Source organism: Clostridium estertheticum (assembly GCF_011065935.2).
In the GTDB taxonomy this organism is placed as follows: Bacteria; Bacillota; Clostridia; order Clostridiales; family Clostridiaceae; genus Clostridium_AD; species Clostridium_AD estertheticum_A.
Map to the genome: position 1 here is coordinate 2,151,832 of NZ_JAAMNH020000001.1, position 19,867 is coordinate 2,171,698.

22 protein-coding genes and 2 pseudogenes are annotated in these 19,867 nt (G+C 32.0%); 17 read left to right on the forward strand and 7 right to left on the reverse strand.

What is annotated here, in order from left to right:
* The first annotated feature begins 15 nt into the window (after positions 1-15).
* From G9F72_RS09935 to G9F72_RS09955, 5 genes are all read left to right on the forward strand, one after another.
* Positions 16-1,335, forward strand: a complete 1,320-nt coding sequence (locus G9F72_RS09935; RefSeq protein ID WP_164956273.1) for a gluconate:H+ symporter — start codon at positions 16-18, stop codon at positions 1,333-1,335.
* A 63-nt stretch (positions 1,336-1,398) separates the two neighbouring features.
* Complete coding sequence (gene gndA, locus G9F72_RS09940; protein ID WP_164956274.1) at positions 1,399-2,808, forward strand: NADP-dependent phosphogluconate dehydrogenase; 1,410 nt, start codon at positions 1,399-1,401, stop codon at positions 2,806-2,808.
* A gap of 204 nt (positions 2,809-3,012) precedes the next feature.
* Positions 3,013-4,428, forward strand: coding sequence for an NADP-dependent phosphogluconate dehydrogenase (gndA, locus tag G9F72_RS09945; protein ID WP_164956275.1), 1,416 nt, complete (start codon positions 3,013-3,015; stop codon positions 4,426-4,428).
* 340 nt (positions 4,429-4,768) lie between these two features.
* Positions 4,769-5,329, forward strand: a complete 561-nt coding sequence (locus tag G9F72_RS09950) for a DUF6323 family protein (protein WP_411955932.1) — start codon at positions 4,769-4,771, stop codon at positions 5,327-5,329.
* Positions 5,322-6,683, forward strand: a complete 1,362-nt coding sequence (locus G9F72_RS09955; protein WP_164956276.1) for a DUF6179 domain-containing protein — start codon at positions 5,322-5,324, stop codon at positions 6,681-6,683. The genes G9F72_RS09950 and G9F72_RS09955 overlap by 8 nt, the downstream gene beginning before the upstream one ends.
* 15 nt (positions 6,684-6,698) lie before the next feature.
* Here the strand turns inward: G9F72_RS09955 and G9F72_RS09960 are convergent, their stop codons facing one another.
* The 6 genes and pseudogenes from G9F72_RS09960 to G9F72_RS09985 form a co-directional block, all read right to left on the reverse strand.
* Positions 6,699-7,484: an ABC transporter permease gene (locus G9F72_RS09960; RefSeq protein WP_164956277.1), complete on the reverse strand. Its 786-nt coding sequence runs from the start codon at positions 7,482-7,484 to the stop codon at positions 6,699-6,701.
* A 2-nt stretch (positions 7,485-7,486) separates the two neighbouring features.
* Positions 7,487-8,116 carry an ATP-binding cassette domain-containing protein gene (locus G9F72_RS09965; protein ID WP_164956278.1) on the reverse strand — a complete coding sequence of 210 codons (630 nt, stop codon included), beginning with the start codon at positions 8,114-8,116 and terminating at the stop codon, positions 7,487-7,489.
* A 257-nt stretch (positions 8,117-8,373) separates the two neighbouring features.
* On the reverse strand, positions 8,374-8,919 hold the full coding sequence (locus G9F72_RS09970) for a pyruvate kinase alpha/beta domain-containing protein (RefSeq protein ID WP_164956279.1): 546 nt from the start codon (positions 8,917-8,919) through the stop codon (positions 8,374-8,376).
* 12 nt (positions 8,920-8,931) lie between these two features.
* Positions 8,932-9,711 (reverse strand): nitroreductase family protein, encoded by a 780-nt coding sequence (locus G9F72_RS09975; protein ID WP_164956280.1) that lies wholly within the window; start codon positions 9,709-9,711, stop codon positions 8,932-8,934.
* A gap of 227 nt (positions 9,712-9,938) precedes the next feature.
* Positions 9,939-10,754 carry an EFR1 family ferrodoxin gene (locus G9F72_RS09980; RefSeq protein ID WP_164956281.1) on the reverse strand — a complete coding sequence of 272 codons (816 nt, stop codon included), beginning with the start codon at positions 10,752-10,754 and terminating at the stop codon, positions 9,939-9,941.
* 126 nt (positions 10,755-10,880) lie between these two features.
* A pseudogene (locus G9F72_RS09985) lies at positions 10,881-11,123 on the reverse strand (IS1595 family transposase); the annotation flags it as partial.
* A gap of 178 nt (positions 11,124-11,301) precedes the next feature.
* On the opposite strand from G9F72_RS09985, the gene G9F72_RS09990 reads away from it, so the two are divergent.
* From G9F72_RS09990 to G9F72_RS10005, 4 genes and pseudogenes are all read left to right on the forward strand, one after another.
* Positions 11,302-11,628, forward strand: coding sequence for a GntR family transcriptional regulator (locus G9F72_RS09990; protein WP_263487128.1), 327 nt, complete (start codon positions 11,302-11,304; stop codon positions 11,626-11,628).
* A 1-nt stretch (position 11,629) separates the two neighbouring features.
* A pseudogene (locus G9F72_RS09995) lies at positions 11,630-12,505 on the forward strand (ATP-binding cassette domain-containing protein).
* Positions 12,505-13,254, forward strand: a complete 750-nt coding sequence (locus tag G9F72_RS10000) for a hypothetical protein (RefSeq protein WP_164956283.1) — start codon at positions 12,505-12,507, stop codon at positions 13,252-13,254. Before G9F72_RS09995 ends, G9F72_RS10000 begins: the two are co-directional and overlap by 1 nt.
* Positions 13,255-13,693: 439 nt before the next feature.
* Positions 13,694-14,446, forward strand: coding sequence for an NYN domain-containing protein (locus tag G9F72_RS10005; protein WP_164956284.1), 753 nt, complete (start codon positions 13,694-13,696; stop codon positions 14,444-14,446).
* A gap of 59 nt (positions 14,447-14,505) precedes the next feature.
* Here G9F72_RS10005 and G9F72_RS27580 read toward each other — a convergent pair whose 3' ends face one another.
* Positions 14,506-14,643: a FeoB-associated Cys-rich membrane protein gene (locus G9F72_RS27580; protein WP_164956285.1), complete on the reverse strand. Its 138-nt coding sequence runs from the start codon at positions 14,641-14,643 to the stop codon at positions 14,506-14,508.
* Here G9F72_RS27580 and G9F72_RS10015 point away from each other — a divergent pair.
* The 8 genes from G9F72_RS10015 (at position 14,610) to G9F72_RS27020 (ending at position 19,572) form a co-directional block, all read left to right on the forward strand.
* The gene (locus G9F72_RS10015) at positions 14,610-14,879 is read left to right on the forward strand and encodes a hypothetical protein (RefSeq protein WP_164956090.1); all 270 of its coding nucleotides are present in this window, start codon (positions 14,610-14,612) and stop codon (positions 14,877-14,879) included. The genes G9F72_RS27580 and G9F72_RS10015 overlap by 34 nt on opposite strands.
* The gene (locus tag G9F72_RS27010; RefSeq protein ID WP_263486853.1) at positions 14,876-15,010 is read left to right on the forward strand and encodes a hypothetical protein; all 135 of its coding nucleotides are present in this window, start codon (positions 14,876-14,878) and stop codon (positions 15,008-15,010) included. Before G9F72_RS10015 ends, G9F72_RS27010 begins: the two co-directional genes overlap by 4 nt.
* A 267-nt stretch (positions 15,011-15,277) precedes the next feature.
* Positions 15,278-16,465: a winged helix-turn-helix domain-containing protein gene (locus G9F72_RS10020; protein WP_164956286.1), complete on the forward strand. Its 1,188-nt coding sequence runs from the start codon at positions 15,278-15,280 to the stop codon at positions 16,463-16,465.
* 52 nt (positions 16,466-16,517) lie between these two features.
* On the forward strand, positions 16,518-17,294 hold the full coding sequence (gene ygiD, locus G9F72_RS10025) for a 4,5-DOPA dioxygenase extradiol (protein ID WP_164956287.1): 777 nt from the start codon (positions 16,518-16,520) through the stop codon (positions 17,292-17,294).
* Between the two features lie 19 nt (positions 17,295-17,313).
* The gene (locus G9F72_RS10030; RefSeq protein WP_164956288.1) at positions 17,314-17,757 is read left to right on the forward strand and encodes a DUF3052 domain-containing protein; all 444 of its coding nucleotides are present in this window, start codon (positions 17,314-17,316) and stop codon (positions 17,755-17,757) included.
* Positions 17,758-17,943: 186 nt separating this feature from the next.
* Positions 17,944-18,960, forward strand: coding sequence for a LacI family DNA-binding transcriptional regulator (locus G9F72_RS10035; RefSeq protein WP_164956289.1), 1,017 nt, complete (start codon positions 17,944-17,946; stop codon positions 18,958-18,960).
* A 124-nt stretch (positions 18,961-19,084) separates the two neighbouring features.
* Complete coding sequence (locus tag G9F72_RS27015) at positions 19,085-19,360, forward strand: alpha-amylase family glycosyl hydrolase (protein ID WP_318010946.1); 276 nt, start codon at positions 19,085-19,087, stop codon at positions 19,358-19,360.
* A gap of 23 nt (positions 19,361-19,383) precedes the next feature.
* Entirely contained in the window at positions 19,384-19,572 is a 189-nt protein-coding gene (locus tag G9F72_RS27020) for an alpha-amylase family glycosyl hydrolase (RefSeq protein WP_263486854.1), read from the forward strand.
* The last annotated feature ends 295 nt before the right edge of the window (positions 19,573-19,867 follow it).

Genomic DNA, 19,867 nt, shown 5'->3' on the forward strand with positions numbered 1-19,867 from the left:
AAGGGGGATTTTATTATGCCATTATTAATTGTTGCTTTGGGGGTTTTGTTATTATTAGTTCTTATGATAGCTTTTAAATTAAATGGTTTCTTATCATTAATTCTTGTGGCACTGTCAGTTGGTATTTTGGAAGGTATGCCACTTCCTACTGTTGTAGCTTCTATTACAAAAGGCGTTGGTGGTACATTAGGTACACTTGCATTGGTACTTGGATTTGGTGCTATGCTTGGTAAACTAATGGCAGATAGTGGTGGAGCTCAAAGAATAGCTCTTACATTAATTGATAAGTTTGGAAAAAAGAGAATACAATTGGCAGTAGTAGTAACAGGCTTTATAGTTGGTATGGCGCTATTTTATGAAATAGGATTTGTACTTTTAATACCACTAGTATTTACAATAGCAGCAGCAGCTGATATTCCACTTTTATATATAGGAGTTCCAATGGCAGCAGCACTATCAGCTACTCATGGATTCTTACCACCACATCCAGGGCCGACAGCTATAGCTGCTATTTATAAAGCAGATTTAGGTAAGACTTTACTTTATGGTATCGTGTGTGCTATACCTGCTGTAATTCTTGCGGGGCCTGTACTTACAAAGTTCTTAAAGAATATGGAACATGATATACCAAAAGGCTTATATAACCCTAAGATATTTACAGATAAAGAGATGCCTGGTTTTGGAATAAGTGTGTTTACGGCTTTAGTGCCAGTAATTCTTATGGCAGCAAGAGCTATTGCTACTATTGTATTACCAAAAACTTCTCCTATCTTAAGTTATACAACGTTTTTAGGTGATCCAGTAATAGCATTACTATTAGCTGTACTTTTAGCTATATTCACTTTTGGACTAAATAGGGGCAAAAAGATGCCTGAAGTTATGAAAACTGTAAGTGAATCTATAGCAGCAATAGCTATGATACTATTAATAATAGGTGGAGGCGGAGCCTTCAAGCAGGTTTTAGTAGATAGTGGAGTTGCAGATTATGTTGCACTAATTATGAAAGGCTCAAGTATATCACCCTTAGTACTTGCATGGCTTATTGCAGCAATACTTAGAATAGCATTAGGATCTGCAACAGTAGCAGGCCTTACAGCAGCAGGAATTGTAGGCCCATTAGTTGTAGCAACAGGTGCTAGTCCAGAACTTATGGTACTCGCAACAGGTGCAGGAAGCTTAATACTCTCACATGTTAATGATCCTGGTTTTTGGATGTTTAAAGAATATTTTAATCTATCAATACCAGAAACATTAAAATCATGGACAGTACTCGAAACTATAATTTCTGTGGTTGGGTTAGTTATGGTTCTATTACTAAGTACTGTTATACATTAAAGTTTTATACAGGTGAAGCAGTGCTTCTCCTGTATAAGTTTTTTAAAAGGAGGAATTTATATTATGGATAAACAGCAATTTGGAGTTATAGGCATTGGTGTAATGGGTAAAAATCTGGCGTTAAATGTTGAAAGCAGAGGGTTATCAGTTTCAGTATATGATCGATATGCAGCAACGACAGATGAATTATTAATAGAAGCTAAAGAGAAAAATATTGTGGGAACTTATTCTATAGAAGAATTCGTAAATTCTCTCCAAATTCCAAGAAAAATATTGATTATGATTAAAGCAGGAAAAGCAATTGATGAGGCTATAGAAGAATTAATACCATATATCTCTAGGGGCGACATATTAATTGATGGCGGAAATTCATTTTTTATGGATACAATACGTAGAAGCAAAAAACTAGAGGCGTTGGGTTTTAAATTCATAGGAACAGGAGTTTCTGGAGGAGAAGAGGGAGCTTTAAAAGGACCGGCAATTATGCCTGGAGGCCAGGAGGATGCATGTAAAATATTACAACCAATTTTCACAGCCATATCTGCAAAAGTAGATGGGCAGCCGTGCTGTACCTATATTGGAGAAAATGGGGCAGGACATTATGTAAAAATGGTTCACAATGGTATTGAGTATGCAGATATGCAACTTATTTGTGAAGCATATGCACTATTAAAAGAGGTTGCAGGGCTTTCTAATGAGCAGCTTCATAATACTTTTGCAGAGTGGAATAAAGGTGAACTTGATAGCTATCTTATGGAAATAACTAGTGAAATATTTACGCAAAAAGATGATGAGACTGGCAAGTATATGGTTGACATTATTTTAGATAGTGCAGGCCAGAAGGGAACAGGAAAATGGACTAGTCAAAGCGCTCTGGATTTATCAGTACCAATACCTACCATAACAGAGGCGGTTTTTGCACGTTGCATATCTGCATTAAAAGATGAACGAACAAACGCCAGTAATATATTAAAAGGACCAGATACATCATTTGAAGGAAATATAAATGAGTTTATAGAATCTGTAAGAAGGGCTCTTTATACAAGTAAAATATGCTCTTATGCACAGGGATTTGCACTTATGAAAGCAGCAGCAGAAGAGTATAATTGGGAGCTTGAATATGGCGAAATTGCTAAAATATTCAGAGGTGGGTGCATTATTAGGGCTCAATTCCTTAATAAGATAAGCGAAGCATATGAAAATAATGTTAATATTAAAAATATAATGTTAGATTCGTATTTTAAAAATATTATTCATAGTTATCAAAAGGATTGGAGATATGTAGTATCCACAGCTGTAAATTTAGGTGTGCCCGTTCCAGGATTTTCTAGTGCACTAACCTATTATGACAGTTATAGAAGTGCAAATCTACCAGCAAACTTATTACAGGCACAAAGAGATTATTTTGGAGCTCATACCTTTGAAAGAACTGACAAAGAAGGCATATTTCATCATGAGTGGGTAACAGAATAAAAAGGTGCCACCCACGTGGCAAGTGGCATGTGGGTGGCACTTTTTTTATAATTTTTAAAACTAGAATATTTATATGGCAAATAAATATATAACAAAAATTTTCACTTGTTTAAGCAGTTTAAGTGTATAATTAAGAAAGTAAAAACATTACTTTAGTAAATAATAATAAGTATTACTTAAGTTTTTAATAGGAGGTTTTGTGTTATGGATAAACAGCAATTTGGAGTTATAGGTATGGGTGTCATGGGTAAAAACCTAGCCTTAAATGTTGAAAGCAAAGGCATTTCAGTTTCAGTTTATAATAGAAATAGAATTAAGACTGATGAGATATTGATAGATGAAAAAGAAAGAAATATTGTGGGAACATATTCTATTGAAGAGTTTGTAAATTCTCTAGAGCTTCCAAGAAAAATATTGATTATGATTAAAGCAGGAAAACCTGTTGATGATACTATAGAGGAATTAATACCTTATATCTCAAAGGGTGACATATTAATTGATGGTGGAAATTCATTTTTCATGGATACAATACGCAGAAGTAAGAAGCTTGAAGCTTTGGGCTTTAAATTCATAGGATCAGGAGTTTCAGGAGGAGAAGAGGGTGCTCTAAGAGGACCAGCAATTATGCCTGGAGGTCAAGAAGATGCCTATAAAATAGTAGAACCTATTTTTACAGCTATAGCTGCAAAAGTAGATGGGCAGCCATGTTGTACTTATATTGGAGCAAATGGAGCAGGACATTATGTGAAGATGGTACATAATGGAATTGAGTATGCAGACATGCAGCTTATTTGTGAAGCATATGCACTTTTAAAAGGAGTTTTAGGACTTTCGAATGAGCAGCTTCATGATGTTTTTAAGCAGTGGAATGGTGGCGAGCTTGATAGCTACCTAATGGAAATAACTAGTGAGATATTTGCACAAGTGGATAATGAAACTGGAGAGCACATGGTTGATGTTATTTTAGACAGTGCAGGCCAAAAGGGAACCGGGAAATGGACTAGTCAAAGCGCACTGGATTTAGCAGTACCGATACCTACCATAACAGAGGCCGTTTTTGCACGTTGCATTTCTGCATTAAAAGAGGAACGAGTATCGGCAAGTAATGTATTAAAAGGACCAGAAGCAAAATTTAAGGGAGATATAAATGAGTTTATAGAATCCGTTAGAAGAGCTCTTTATGCCAGTAAAATATGCGCCTATGCACAGGGATTTGCACTTATGAAATCTGCAGCAGTAGAGTATAATTGGGAACTTGAATATGGGAAAATCGCTAAAATATTCAGAGGCGGGTGTATTATTAGAGCTCAATTCCTTAACAAGATTAGCGTTGCTTATGAAAATGATGCGAATATTAAAAACTTAATGTTAGATTCATATTTTGCGGATATTCTTAATAGTTATCAAAAGGACATGCGATATGTAATATCCACAGCTGTAAATTTAGGTGTGCCAGTCCCAGGATTTTCTAGTGCGCTAATGTATTATGACAGTTATAGAAGTGCAAATCTCCCAGCAAACTTACTACAGGCACAGAGAGATTATTTTGGTGCTCATACCTTTGAAAGAAGGGACAAAGAAGGAATATTCCACCATGAATGGGTAACTGATACTAAATAAAGATAGTAAATATTAAAACCTGCAGTTAATATTTTAGCTGCAGGTTTGTTTCGTATTTCGACTAATAAAAATCACCTCACGTGGCAAGGTTTCCGGACAGTCTGGGGGGTAAATAGCATGGATTACAAAGTTGATAAATTAAACAATTAGATTATTGGTAGCAACGTATCATTAGACCTTTCAATTAAAAACAAAAAAGCCATTGACCTATACAATAGTCAATGGTATACTAAATGTTGACATACTTTTAACAAATAACATTTATTCAATCATACTCTTGACTATAGCATACTACAATGAAATTCATTTGTCAAGAGATTTCATAAAAATAATTGAAAGGATGCGAAAAATGGAAAATAATTTTATGTTGATTCCAACTGTTATGATGAACAGGCTGGCAATTACAGAAATCATAAATTGTAATGAAATAACATCCCGTTATGGGTTAATGCTTTCAAAAGCAGAGGCACAAGACCTTGTTGTAACACGTGCAGAGTCTCTAAGCAACAATGGCCGTATTGAATTCGCAGGCGGAATTATTAATAAACTGATTATAGAATTTTGTGACTCCCCCTTCATTTCTCAATTCAACTATGCTTCTACATTGAATGAATTGCTAGAAACCTTTTACTATTTCAAAAATGAGACACTTGACGAAATCAGTGACGATGATCTGATTTTACTTATGAAGGAGTTTTTTGATGTAAATTGCAAAGGTTCCATTGAACTTTTGCAAAATAGAGAGTTAGAAGCTTTGGCACATAATATCCGATATGGAATTACTGATTATGATTATGTATATAAAGATGAATATGAAGATGCATACGAATATGAAAACGAATATGAAGATGAATATGATGATACAAAAAACTTTTATTACGAGGAGGATTATGATGAATAGTCTTGAAAGACAACATTTAATTAAAAAAGAAAAGCTTAATCAGACATATTATTTTCAGTCGATTTTGCAGAAAGCCTATGGACTTAAGCTATTAACTGATTCTGAACTTGAAAATATTCAAATGCAAAGCTTACAACTTTTATCCAAACGGATAGAGCGATATACAGATGGAGAAAGCAGTTCAGTAAAAGTAGAAACTGCTGAGAGTATTATGCAATCAATCTTTTATTGTGTTGGTAGCTATCTAAAGAGTTTTCCGGATATAGACATGAGCATAGAGGTACTTAAACAAAAACCACTATTAGAACTTTATCTGAATGGAAAAAAAACAATAGATTTACAATTAGAATGTGCTAAAGAATTACTTTGCGAAATACAGAATGACAGCGTTGTTACAGACAATTATGCTTATAACGATACAATACAGAATGGTCTGCAAGTTTTTTTCACAAGCTATGATGTTGACTTCGCTGCTCACGACACCCCTGCATCTATAGATTATCCCTTAAGCAACGATAATATGGAATTGGTTGGTATAGACTATATCGATAGTTATCTTAAAAAACTATCTTTGGAAAATAAATTTTGTAAAAACTTCACTGAGCATGATATCCATTGCTTGTTACGAGGATATGATGAAAATTATAAAGACTTACTTATAAATATTTTTGGACTTGTGTTAACAAACTTGGTGGGTTCTTTATTAGCAAACAAAACGACGCTCCAGCTTAAGATTGAACCATCAGATAGAGTGTTTTTACAACAAAAACTGGGCGGTTTATCAAAAGATAAGCTAGATACAATGTTGCAATGTGCAGCAAGAAGGCTCTGTACAGAGCTTAATATATCGGAGAGGATATTACAAAAACACATTGCAGCCACTGTAATGGAATTATCAGAGAGAGTAAAAAATGCTTTAGAGAACAACCGATTGGAATCAATATTTATTAGTTTAAAAGAGAACTGTGCAGAACAATCCTTTCAATTTGAAGATGGCGTGAAGATGAATGATGAATCATTCCGCAACATTGCAGATGAGGTTAGAACATGCAGATATGTATCAGATAAAATAGCAATCATTAAAAGGGAAATCCATAGCATTATTGATTTGATTGATATCCTGGAGGGGCATTGTATCCTTGACGATGAATTTTCTGAAATTTTTCAATCACTTGGGGATATGGAACTTGCTCTACTATTAAAAAATCTACCAACATATATAGTAGATTCAAATTACCAGTTTACAGAGAATGAAAAGGAATGGAAAAATAAGCTAAATTGTTTTTTTAAGGAAATCGATTTAGTCAGAGTAGAAAGCATTAGGGAACTATCAAAAAAAATCAATTGTAATTGAAGCAAAACGCACTAATTAATTGTTTTCTTTAGTTATGAATTGCTTTCTACTATTATATAAAGACTTATAACCTAAGTTTAGGGATAAGAAAACCGTAATACAAACAGAAGTACAAATTGCAATCATAATGGCTATTTGGTACATAATTGCTGTAGTAGGAAGTGTACCTGATAAAATTTGTCCGGTCATCATTCCTGGTAAAAAGATTATGCCCATTCCTAGCATGGAATTTATGGTAGGAATCAAGGCGGTTTCTAGTGCATTATTAGCAAAAGGCTTCAAAATATCTTTAGGTTCTACTCCTAAATTAAGTAGTGTATTGATTTTAATTTTTTCTTTACTTATGTCATCCATAAAGGTTTTTATTGCAATGTTTACGCCAGTCATAGCGTTACCAATAATCATGCCGGCTAGTGGTATAGTGTATTGAGGGTTGAATATGGACTTATTCACAACAACAGCTACAAAGAAAATCAGAACAAATAGCCCCGAAAATGTTAAAGAGGCACCTATTGCAATTTTAAAATTGTGATTTAAGTCTTTTCTACTTGAAATCACTCTATGTACAGAAAATACTATCATAAGCATTAAAAAAATCACAGTAAATATTGGTTTTGGATTACTAAAGACATATGTAAGTATATAACCTACAGTTACAAGCTGAACTGACATTCTTATACTTGCAATTAAAAGAAGTTTTGTTTGATTAACCTTTGATTTTTTCATTATTAGAAGTACTATAATTAACAGTAAATAAATAAGTGAAAATTTGAAAATATTTAGTGTAACGGCTCCTTGCATACCTAAAACTCCTTAATCATTTGAATTTTATTTTCACAAAACTCTTCAACAATATTTTTATCGTGGCTTACAATTACAATATCAATATGTTTTTCCTTACAGAATTTTATTATATTTTCTATTATTTTATGGCTGTTTTTTTCATCTAATGCCGAAGTTGGCTCATCTAATAATATAACTTTGGGGCATAATGATAAAAAAATAGATATATAAACTCTTTGGCGCTCCCCACTAGAAAGGGTAGATGCATTTTGGTCTAGTGGAACATTTACAGAGCAAAGATCTGTAATATAACTTATATATTCACTCTTTGGCATAGGTAATTGTCTAAGTGAATAAAAAGTTTTAAAATTATCTAAAATGCTCTCATCAAAGAGGAAAGGGTCCGCAGAAACTAAACTTACCTCACGTCTTAGAGAAATAGGTTCATACTCATTAATTGGCGTGCCTTTATATAATAATTCGCCAGAAACTTGAGTTATGGATTGATTCAATAACTTTAAAAAAGTGCTTTTTCCACAGCCACTCTCCCCAACAATAAAATTAACCATACCTTGCTTAATTTTTATATTATCATAACTTAAATTGGCTTTGTAAGTAAGATTACTGGCCTTAAATAATAGTTCATTCATAATAGTTCCTTCCTTAGTCCTGTTTATAATAGGTTTATTATATCATACTTGAGTATGCTATACTGAAGAAAATAATTTGTTAAGAGAGGAATTAATACAAAGGTTTAATGGTTCATATATGGGTGTGGAAACCATTATCACCTGTGTGATTATTGGGCTACTACCTTTAAAACGCTTGTCGAAATGGTATAAATAACAGCTTTTAAAACTAAAAGTGCTACCCATATGTCAATTGACACGTGGGTAGCACCTTTAAATTACCACTGTCCAGGTTTACAAATTATTTCTTTGATCTTAGTTTCTAGTATATTGGAACTATGAGCAGGTCTAAGAATTATAGCAGTATCAGCACCACGTCCAGTACCAGATATTGATATAATATCATTATCATAAGGTATCATCCCACCATCTAGCGCCATTGTAGATATTTCCACTCCAACTTTAACGCCTTGGCCCAGCATTCTTAAAGAATAAGCCATAACTTCAATGGGAGATATTCCACCAAACTTATTGGAAAGACTTCTCTCAGCGCCAGATAGCGTATGGGTTGAAGTATAAACCGCAAATCCATAGCTTTCTAATTCCATTCTTGTTTTCTCAGACATTTCCTGAGTTCCTGCTTCTTTAAATCCGTTTACATGTGTAACTACAACTATGTTTAGTCCACAAGCTTTAAGCAGTCCTGCTGTTTCACCTTCATTTGATGCTACTACTATATAATTAATTCCTTTTTCCTTAGCAACCTTAACTGCAAGTTCTACTGTTTGTTTTGTATTATCTTTTCCACATTTTTCAAAATACATTATGTCACTCCCTTATAATTTTTTTCCATTCCATATTTTTAAAACTTCTTTAATTGACCTTGCCATTTCTACAGAGAAATCCGCTCCGGTTTTAAAGGCATAATGCATTTGTGCATAATTATCTGCATTAAATTTGTTGCCAGTTATAGGGCGATTGTTTAGTGTTTTGTGCATATCTTGAATTTCGTCTGCGGATAAGGTTTTGTACTCTTCATTAAATACCACATATTTTTGTGAAAACCTATCTCTTGGTTTAATATTATAATCCTCTGGGTAATAACCAAGGCACAACATAGCTGCGGGAAATGCAAATTCAGGTAATTTTAGAAGCTCTTTATGAAACTCATATTTTTCCATTATGTCACCGATATAGCAAGAGCCAATCCCTATTGCTTCAGCTGCTACTACAGCATTTTGTGCTGCTATTATTGCATCTCCAATAGCTAGAAAAAGGCTTGCTTCTGAGGGGGCTAAATATTCCATGTTGTTTTTCTTACAATATTCCAGTACGTTATTTACCTTATAGTATTCAAACCATTTTTGATAATCAGCTACAAAAATTAGAACTAGGGGTGCTTTAGCTATAAAAGGCTGATTGTCACAGCTTTTGCTGAGTATTTCTTTTTTTTTATTATCCTGAACTACAATTATAGAGTAAGTCATCATATTTCCAGCGGTTGGGGCTCTCATAGCTCCTTCTAAAATATACTGTAAATCCTCTGGGGATATTGGCTTATCCATATATTTTCTTAGGGAAGTTCTATCATTTAACAGTTTTAGTGTTTCATTCATAAAAAACAACCGTCCTCTCTTTATGTAAAAATTATTATTATTATTATTATTATTATTATTATTATTATTATTATTTGCATATGTTTCAATTTAAGGCTATGTTAGATAATATTGAGGATAAAAGAATATTAAATTGGCTTGTCGTAAAATAGACAAGCCAATAAATTTTTCCTTAACTATTAAAGAAACGTGAATTTATGATTGATGAACTATATATGAACATTACGTTACAATAGTTTATGAATTATTTTTTCTTTTAAATTTTTATAGAACTTTTCATTTAATTTAATCTTTGTTTTCGTTTTTGCAGATAATATTATTGCTCCATTAGGACAATGGTGTACACACCTAAAGCAAAACTCACATTTTTCTACTTCATAATGAGGATATCCTCCAACTATGTTCCAACATTTTCGTATACAATTATTAACACATTTGTTGCAATTTACACAGTTTTCTTTTAATAATTTCAATTTGTGCTTATATGCTTTACCCAAAACTTTATTAGGGTAGTTTAATATTGTATATAATTTAAATGAAGGGCACTGGACTTTACCAGTATCAGTTTTAATAATCTCTTCTATTTTTTTTATATCTACTTTTATCTTATAATCTATATTTTTTTCATAATTAAACATAAAAGGTATTGGCGGTAGAAGTAATGCCCCATCGGTAGCAGGTGCTTTATATACTGAATATCCATTTATATTTATATTTTTAGACGAACATTTTTTTATAAATTCTCTTAATGCATTTCCTGAATATAGACCACATGTAGTAAATGCGAAAGCCTTCTTTGGTTCATCAAATACTGGCATGTTTTTAATAAATTCCATCATAGAAGAAGAAGGACTACAATGATATGTAGGAAAAGCAAAAATTAAAAACTCATAGTTCTGTAGTTTTTTATAATCGTACTCAAAATCAATTGAACTTATATCTATAAAATATGAATCTAACTTTTTATAATAAACCTCTGCAATTGTTTTAGTGCTTCCTGCTCCTGAATGATATAAGATTAATATTTTTTGCTTATTCTCCATATAAAATTCCTCCATATTATATCACTTTAACCTAATACATGTTACACATTATTCTACAAGTGTTTACTAAATTATAGTTTATTTTTATACTAATTATAACATAAATTTCAAGTATAAGGGATTTTATTATCTAAATATAGGTTCTCTACCTTTGTAAGTAGCAATTCTGATATCTACAAAGTTTGTTATACTATGAACTATAATATTTTTGCTTTTTATTATGTCTTTATCATCTTTGAAACATTGTAACCACTTGAACCAATGGAGATAATTCGCCAAAAATTTAGTTGATACTCCGCTAAATTTATCCATCCACTTTTTAAACTGGCTGTGCAAACTATTTACATGATTAATATGATAAATACCATTTAACTTTTTTGTCTTCATATATTTATTTGACATTAATAATAAAAAATACTAAAATAAACCATTTTACTATTGACAGTGAAGTTATTTGGTTATATAGTTAGTTATATAAGTAATTAACCAATTAAGTAAAGAGGGTGATATTGTGAAATTAGATTTTAATAATGATGTACCTATATACATGCAGATTGCAAAAGCTATTGAGGAGAACGTTTTTAAGGGGATTTTTGAGGAAGAAACTGTAATTCCCTCTACAACAGAAATTTCTGTTAAGTATAAAATAAATCCCGCTACAGTAGCCAAAGGGTTTAATTTACTTGTAGATGAAGGAATTATATATAAAAAAAGGGGCGTTGGTATGTTTGTTGTAACTGGAAGTAAAGAAAAGTTGATAAAAAAAAGAAAAGAAAATTTTTATGAGTGCTATATAGTGTCATTAATAGAGGAAGCTAAGAAATTAGATATTTCAAGTAGTGATATTATTAAAATGATCCAAGGGGGGATTTAATATGGGCCGAGTAGTGGTAACAAATGCATGTAAAAAATATGGGGATACTATTGCATTAGATAATATATCATTAACAATAGAGGAAAATAAAATTTATGGATTACTAGGAAGAAATGGTGCGGGAAAGACAACTCTTCTAAATGTTATAAACAAAAGAATTTTCTTGAATGAGGGGACTATTTCTATAGACCAAAAGAGCTTTTCTGAGTATGAAAATGGTTTGAGAAAAATTTATTTTATGACAGAACAAAACTTATATCCACAGGCTATGAAAGTAAAATAACTTTTGAGTTGGACGAAAGAATTTTATCCGAACTTTGATATGCAATATGCGTTAGGGCTTTGTAAAAAGTTTGAACTAAATATAAATAAAAAGATTAAGGAACTTTCAACGGGCTATGCCTCCATCTGTAAAATTGTAAATACCATGGCCTCAGGTGCAGAGATTTTAATATTCGATGAACCAGTTCTAGGATTGGATGCCAATCATAGAGAGCTGTTTTACAAAGAACTTATGGAAAGTTATATAGAAAAGCCTAAGACTATTATAATTTCTACTCACCTTATAGAAGAAGTTGCACAATTATTAGAAAGGGTAGTTATTATTGCGGATGGAAAAATAATTGTGGATGAAAATGTAGAAGAATTATTAAAAGGGTCTTACTGCGTATCTGGGTTAAATAAAAATATAGATGCTTATATTGAAGATAAGAATTGTATAAGTGTAGATAAAATGGCAGCTTTTAAATCAGCGGTTATAATAGGGGAAAATGGAGACGCAGAAAAGATGTGTCAGAAAAAACTAGATTTAGAAGTTTCAAAGGTTGAACTTCAAAAATTGTTTATACATTTGACAAATCAAGGGGGTATAAAATAATGAAAAGTTATAAACTTGTTAGATACAATATTAAAAGCAGCCTCAAACCAATAATAATTTATTACTGCATTATAATAGCTGTAATAACAAGCGCGATTATTTTAACTAAAATTTCTGGAGGAAATGGTTATTCATCTGGTCTTGAGTTTTCTTCTATGATATTTTTATTTGTGATAGGGTTAAACTTTTTCAAAGAAAATTTTTATTTTGCCCAAGCTAATAATATTTCTAGAGAAGATTATTTTAAATCCGTAGCAATAGCTATTTTAGAAGTAACCTTAGGTATGTCTATATTCGATGTAATAATAAATAGAGTTTATAATTTATTTCAGATGTGTCCAACACTGTATGATATGAGCTATAATAACTTCACAGGTGCCCCTCTAAATATAGAAGTATGGATTCAAAGTAATAGTATAGGAACACTATTTGGAACAGTTACATTTCTATTTACCTTTTATATGGCAGCGTTTGCAATAGGATTATTAATAACTTTGATATATTACAAGTGTAATAAAACAATGAAAATTTTTGTATCTTTAAGCCCTCTGGCTATCGTTGCTATATATGGGAAACTTGCAGTTGATTATCCTGAGTTTGGAGAAAAAGTATTAATTTTTATTGATAATATACTTGGGATTAGCACAAAAAACTCTTATATGGCTGTTTCAACATTTATAGGTCTATTCATATTATCAATGTTTTTTGTATATATACTTGTGAGAAAAGCAGTAGTTAAAAGAGTTTAAATGATGAATGAACTCATGGGAGAGAAAGCTGTTAAAAGATTTGAATATTATAGTTTAGAATAAAGTGATACAAGTGATTTTACTTGTATCACTTTTAGCGCTAAAAGCTATATAAAAAGGATAGACATGGTATACTTGAAATGCTTTTATCTGTACCTATTTCAGGCATAATAAAACTCTTCTTAATGAAGATTATAACAAAACATAAAGGGCAATCTAACGCTCAAGGTTTAGAATAGAATAATTTATTGGTAAAGCGAAATTGCTTTATTTCATAATAATATGATGGAAATTATGTGTGAATATAATAATTATAAAAATTAAGAAGGAATATTTAGGATTTTGTAGAATTGTATAGAATAGTATGTTATTTTAAAGTAATGGAGTATTAAATTTTCTGAAAAATAGTTAAAGACATTAAGGTGTGAAGGAGATAAAAATGGAAAAGGATAAAAAAATAGCAGTTTTGATTGATGCTGACAATGTATCTGATAAATATATAAAATATATAATTGATGAGATTTCAAATCATGGAACACCTACATATAAAAGAATTTACGGAGATTGGACCAAACCTCAACTAGCTTCCTGGAAGAATGTATTACTTAATTATTCTATTAGTCCAATACAACAATACAGTTATACCACAGGCAAAAATTCAACAGATGCAGCTCTTATAATTGATGCCATGGATATACTCTATTCAAAGAATGTTGATGGTTTTTGCATCGTGTCTAGTGATAGTGATTTTACTAAACTTGCAGCTAGGCTAAGGGAAGCTGGTATGTATGTTATTGGCATGGGGGAAAAGAAAACTCCTATACCTTTTATTTCAGCTTGTGAGAAGTTTAAATATCTTGAAGTATTAGCTTCAATGTCGCCAAAAAATACTGAAGCCATTACTGTTAAAGGGGTACAAATACAAGAAGAATCTAAACTTGGTATGACAAGTACCGATAAATTAGTAGAGGCTATTAAAACTATTATAACTGAGATTTCTGATGAAGACGGCTGGGCATTTTTAGGAGAATTAGGTAGCACTCTTAATAAGAGGTATCCAGATTTTGATACAAGAAACTATGGGTATACAAAGCTTACACCTTTTGTAGCTTCTTTAAATCATTTTGAGATTAGATCAACAAAAACTAGCAATCCAAGTATAAGTCTAAAATATATAAGAAATAAAGAGTAAAATATAAAAGAGGCTATGCATCAAATTTTAAAATTGATGCATAGCCTCTTTTATATTAATTATCGTTTGTTGCACTTACTTTTATCAGAACAGCTGCTACCACAACTGCATTTATTATTTTTGGTATCAGTATATACTTTTTTAAAAGCTAGTATTATAATACATGCAAAAACTAAACCAACTATTATGTTCCCCATATTACATTTCAACTCCTAATTCAGCACGTTTAGATACAAACGTTAGACTACTTAATGTAGGAGACGCAAATGCGGAGGATGTTTCAAAGGCAGATGCAGTAGCATTTGGATGTCCATCTATGGGATCAGAGGAGCTTGAGGAATCAGAAATGGAACCATTTATTGAGTCAATTGCCAGTGTGGTAAATGGCAAAAATATTATATTGTTTGGTTCGTATGGATGGGGTAATGGATGACTGATTGGCAAGAGAGAATGGAAGGGTATGGTGCCAACGTTATAGTAGATGGACTTATAATTAATTATGCGGCGGATAGTGAAGGCATAGAAAAGTGCAGGGAAATTGGTGAGTTGTTGTCAAAAGCTTAAAAAAGTTCCAGTATGAAATTGGGATTTTTAACCCACAGAAATATTGAAAGAAAATATATTAAATTTAGTGACCATCTAAGCTCTTGATTTCTCAAGAGTTTTTTTGATTTTAAATAAACAAGCCACCTGAAAATGTTAGGCAACCAATTATTTAATATATGTTAATCCATGTGAAAAAAAATTCATTTGTGATACACTGAGTATATGAAATTAATGACAATTTTAACCTGATAAACAAATGAAATAAAGTAGAAGGTGAGAAACATTATGAAATCAGTAAATCTTACAAATAAACAAGCTCGTCAATTTATTCTGCTAAAGCAAGGATTAATGGGACAACATAAATTTATTAAAGAAAAGGGCGTTTGTGACTATATTAAACAGGCAGGGTGTATTCAGTTTGACCCCATTGATGTTTGCGGTAAAAATGCTGAACTAGTATTGCAATCAAGAGTAGAAGGCTTTTCTAAAGATATGCTTTATAAGCTTTTATACAAAGACAGAAGACTTATAGATTATCTTGATAAGAACATGGCTATATTCAATATAGAGGATTGGAAATACTTCTCGCGGCTCCGGGCATCTTACAATGAATATGGTAGAAGTATGGATGAAATAAATGATGTTTCAGATGAGATAAAGTCAATTATTAAAGAAAAGGGATTTGCATCTTCAAAGGATATTAATTTAAATGAGAAAGTTGATTGGGCGTGGAATCCTACTACCTTATCTCGAGCAGCCCTTGAAACTATGTATTTTCGTGGAGAGCTAATTATTCATCATAAAAAAGGAACAATTAAGCAGTATGCGATTGCCAGTGAACATATAGCTGATGAGATTTTAAATGCTAGCGATCCTAATTTAACTGAGGATGAACATCAATCCTGGAGAGTTCTAAGACGTATTGGTGCAGTGGGAATGCTATGGAATAAACCATCAGATGCCTTGCTTGGAATTGATGGGTTAAAAGCTGCCAACCGCAAAATTATATTCCAGAGATTATTTCAAGAAGGCAAAATTATTGAAATCACAATTGGAAATATACCTGATAGTTTTTATTGTTTGCCCGAAGATAGACCTATCATTGACAGGGTATTGAGTGATAATGAGTTTAAGTGTAGAACAGAGTTTATTGCACCTCTTGATAATATGCTTTGGGATAGAAAGCTTATAAAAGTGATTTTTGGTTTTGACTACAAGTGGGAAATATACACACCTGTGCTTCAGAGAAAATATGGGCATTATGTTTTGCCTGTATTGTCTGGAGATAGGTTTATTGGTAGGATAGAAATAGTAAATGATAAAAAGTTAAATCAACTTATAGTGAAAAATTTCTGGTTTGAGGATGATATTGCTTTCCATGATAGGTTCGCTGAGAGTATTTATGACTGTATTAAAAGGTTTTCTAAATTTAATAATTGCGAAGAGATCAAATTAGGGTGTAAAATAGGATAAACATATTACTAATTTAAAATAGATTATTAGTTTAATTAGGAGGTAATTATAAATGAATAAAAAAATGCCTGTATTATTTATTGGACATGGTAGTCCCATGAATGCAATTTTAGACAATTCATATACGGAAGCTATTTGTAAATCAATAGAGAATATACCAAAGCCAGAAGCAATTTTGGTGATATCTGCTCACTGGGAGACCGATGGTACATATATTACAGCAAGTGATGCACCTAAACAGATTTATGACTTTTATGGGTTTCCTCAGGAACTTTATAATATCAAATATAACCCAACTGGTGCTAAAAAATATGCGCAAATGGTAGCAGAGGAACTTGTGGATTCTAATGTTATGCTTACGCAGGAATGGGGTCTGGACCATGGTGCTTGGTCTGTGCTAACACATATGTATCCCAAAGCTGATATCCCTGTATTTCAAATGAGTTTAAACAGGTTAGGGGATGAAAACTATCATTATAACCTTGGCAGAAAACTATCTGTGCTTCGTGAAAAAGGGATTCTAATAATAGGAAGCGGAGACATAGTCCATAACCTAAGAATTATGAATTATGATATGGATGCAGCACCATTTGACTGGGCAACTGAATTTGATAATTATATTTCCGAAGCTATAGTAAATAGAAAGCATGATAATATCATATCCTATGAAAAATTAGGCAAAACAGCCAAATTATCTGTACCTACTAAGGAGCATTATTTACCATTACTTTATATAGCTGGGTTACAAGAAGAAGCAGATGAGGTTAAGTTTATATATAAAGGGATACAACATAGTTCTATGTCTATGACCAGTATACAAATAGGTTAAAACTAAGGAGTCGTATATTATGAATTCAATATTTAAGAAATTAGGATTAACCCATCAAAATCCAGTGCTCATTTTAAATGCTCCAGAAGAATATAAAGAAATTATGGGAGCCATTGAGGCTGAGGTGCATGAACAAGTTATAGGAAAATATAAATTCATACAAATATTTGCTAAGGAATTTGATGAAGCTAAAACCTATGCTAGCGAAGCAATTAAAGTATTAGAGGATGATGGACATTTGTGGCTATGCTACCCTAAGGGAGCTTCAAAAAAGTATAAATCAGATATAAATAGAACAAAATCATGGGATATATTTGCACCATATGATTTTGAACCAGTATCCCAAGTATCAATTGATGAAGACTGGTCAGCAATGAGATTTCGCCACGTGGATAACATAAAGACAATGAAGAGAAAGACAGCTGCCACTGAAAAGGGACAGGAAAGAATCAAATTAAAATAGATAAATAATTTATTGGTTTTTAAACCCATTAAAGCTTTAAATATTAGTAGCATAAAATTGTATACATAAATATTTAAAGCTTTTACTTATAAAACTATCAGAATATTATAAAAAACATAGGCAAATTTACTTGTATATGGTAAAGTAAATTCAAGTTTAATCGTTTACTGAAGGAGTAGTTAGAATATGGATACAATAATGAAAAAACCCACAATAAAAGATGTCGCAAAAAAAGCGAATGTTTCTGTGGCTACTGTTTCTAGAATTCTTAATGGTTTAGAGGGCTACTCTGAGGAAACAAAGCTGAAAGTAACTGATGTAGTAGAAAAAATGGGCTACAGAAGAAACGCTATTGCTATGAACTTAAAGACAAAAACTACCCGAACCATAGGTGTGTTGTTGCCTAAAGTTGAAACTACTTTTTATGTGGAGATTTTAAATGGTATAGAGGACATGGCACATAAGAATAATTACAGTGTTTTTATTTGTACAACAGGATCCAGCTCCCATTTGATGCCTTACTATTTAAATGTATTATCTGAAAGACAGGTAGATGGCATTATTGCCTGCAGTTTTTCACCTAAAGATATGTATGATAAGGATATTGTTGACACTAAGATACCTTGCATCCTTGTATCAACATTTTCACCACGTTTTCCTCTTCCATACATTAAAGTAGATGATTTTCAAGCTTCATATGCGGCTACTAGATATTTGATAGAAAATGGACATACTAAAATAGCCATTCTAGGTGGAGATAAAGAGGATCCAATTGCAGGTATACCACGTTTAGAAGGATATATGAAAGCTCTAAAAGAACATGATATCCCCATTAATGAAAATCTTATAAAACATAATGGTTTCAGTTTTGATGGAGGCAAAAAATCTATGGAATCGCTTCTAAGTGAAAATATAAAATTCACTGCAATCTTTGCATCTTGTGATGATATTGCAGTTGGCGCAATGTTCATAGCTCATAAAAGAGGTATGAAAGTTCCAAAGGATTTTTCTATAATATGCTATGACAACACTAAAGTAGCGGAAATGGCTTATCCACCACTAACAGCATTAGCTCAACCCTCCTATGAGATGGGCCAAAAGTCAGTTGAAATGCTAATTAAAACTATTACTACTAATAAAAAAAGTGAGAGCATAATAATGCCCTTTGAAATCATAGAAAGAGAAACAGTTAGAAAACTTTGATAGTTTTTTATACTATTTAAGTAATCGATTAACCAAATCAGATTTACCCAAGGAGCTTTAAAGATAGTAATGGAGACGGAATCGGAGACTTAAGACTGCCTGGGACCTTGAGCCTGAAACCCAAATGTACTATTTGCACTTATTCTCCAAAAAACAGCCAGATTTAAATTGGGAAAATGAAGATTTAAGAAAAGAAATTTTTGATATGATGAAATGGTGGTTAGAAAAAGGAGTTGATGGTTTCCGTATGGATGCTATCAACATGATTGGAAAAGAGCAAAGCTATCCTGATGGAATTGTTAAGGGCCCTAATACCTATGCAGATCCAGGAAGCTTAAGCAAAAACCATCCAAAAGCTAATGATTATTTAAAAGACCAATTCAAGCAATTTAATATGTAGGCGAAGATAGTAATGAATTAAATATGGTGTTTCAATTTGAACATATGGGTATAGGGGATGGACCCGACGGAAAATGGGGCAAAACAACATTTGTACTAAAGGAATTCAAGACCATTATGTCGAAATGGCAAAATGAACTCCAAGGAAAAGGCTGGAATAGTCTTTATTTAAATAATCATGACCAACCAATAATGGTTTGCTCTTCCAAATAACATAAAATATACTCATAGTGAGCTTCTAATTTCAAATTATTTGTAGAATCTGATGTTATAGAGGAAATTGAGCTTAAACCTTATGAAACGAGAACATATCTATTAAAATAAAACAAAAGGCTGTGAAGTGCTACTTCACAGCCTTTATTATTAAAGTAAAGGGGGACTTCGCTTTAATTTATTAACCTATGAGTAGATGATAACATAGAATTATGTCGAAATTATGAAGAAGGTGTAAAGTATCTTTAAATATTTAATAAAAATGATAAATTTATTAAAGCTAATATTTTTAATA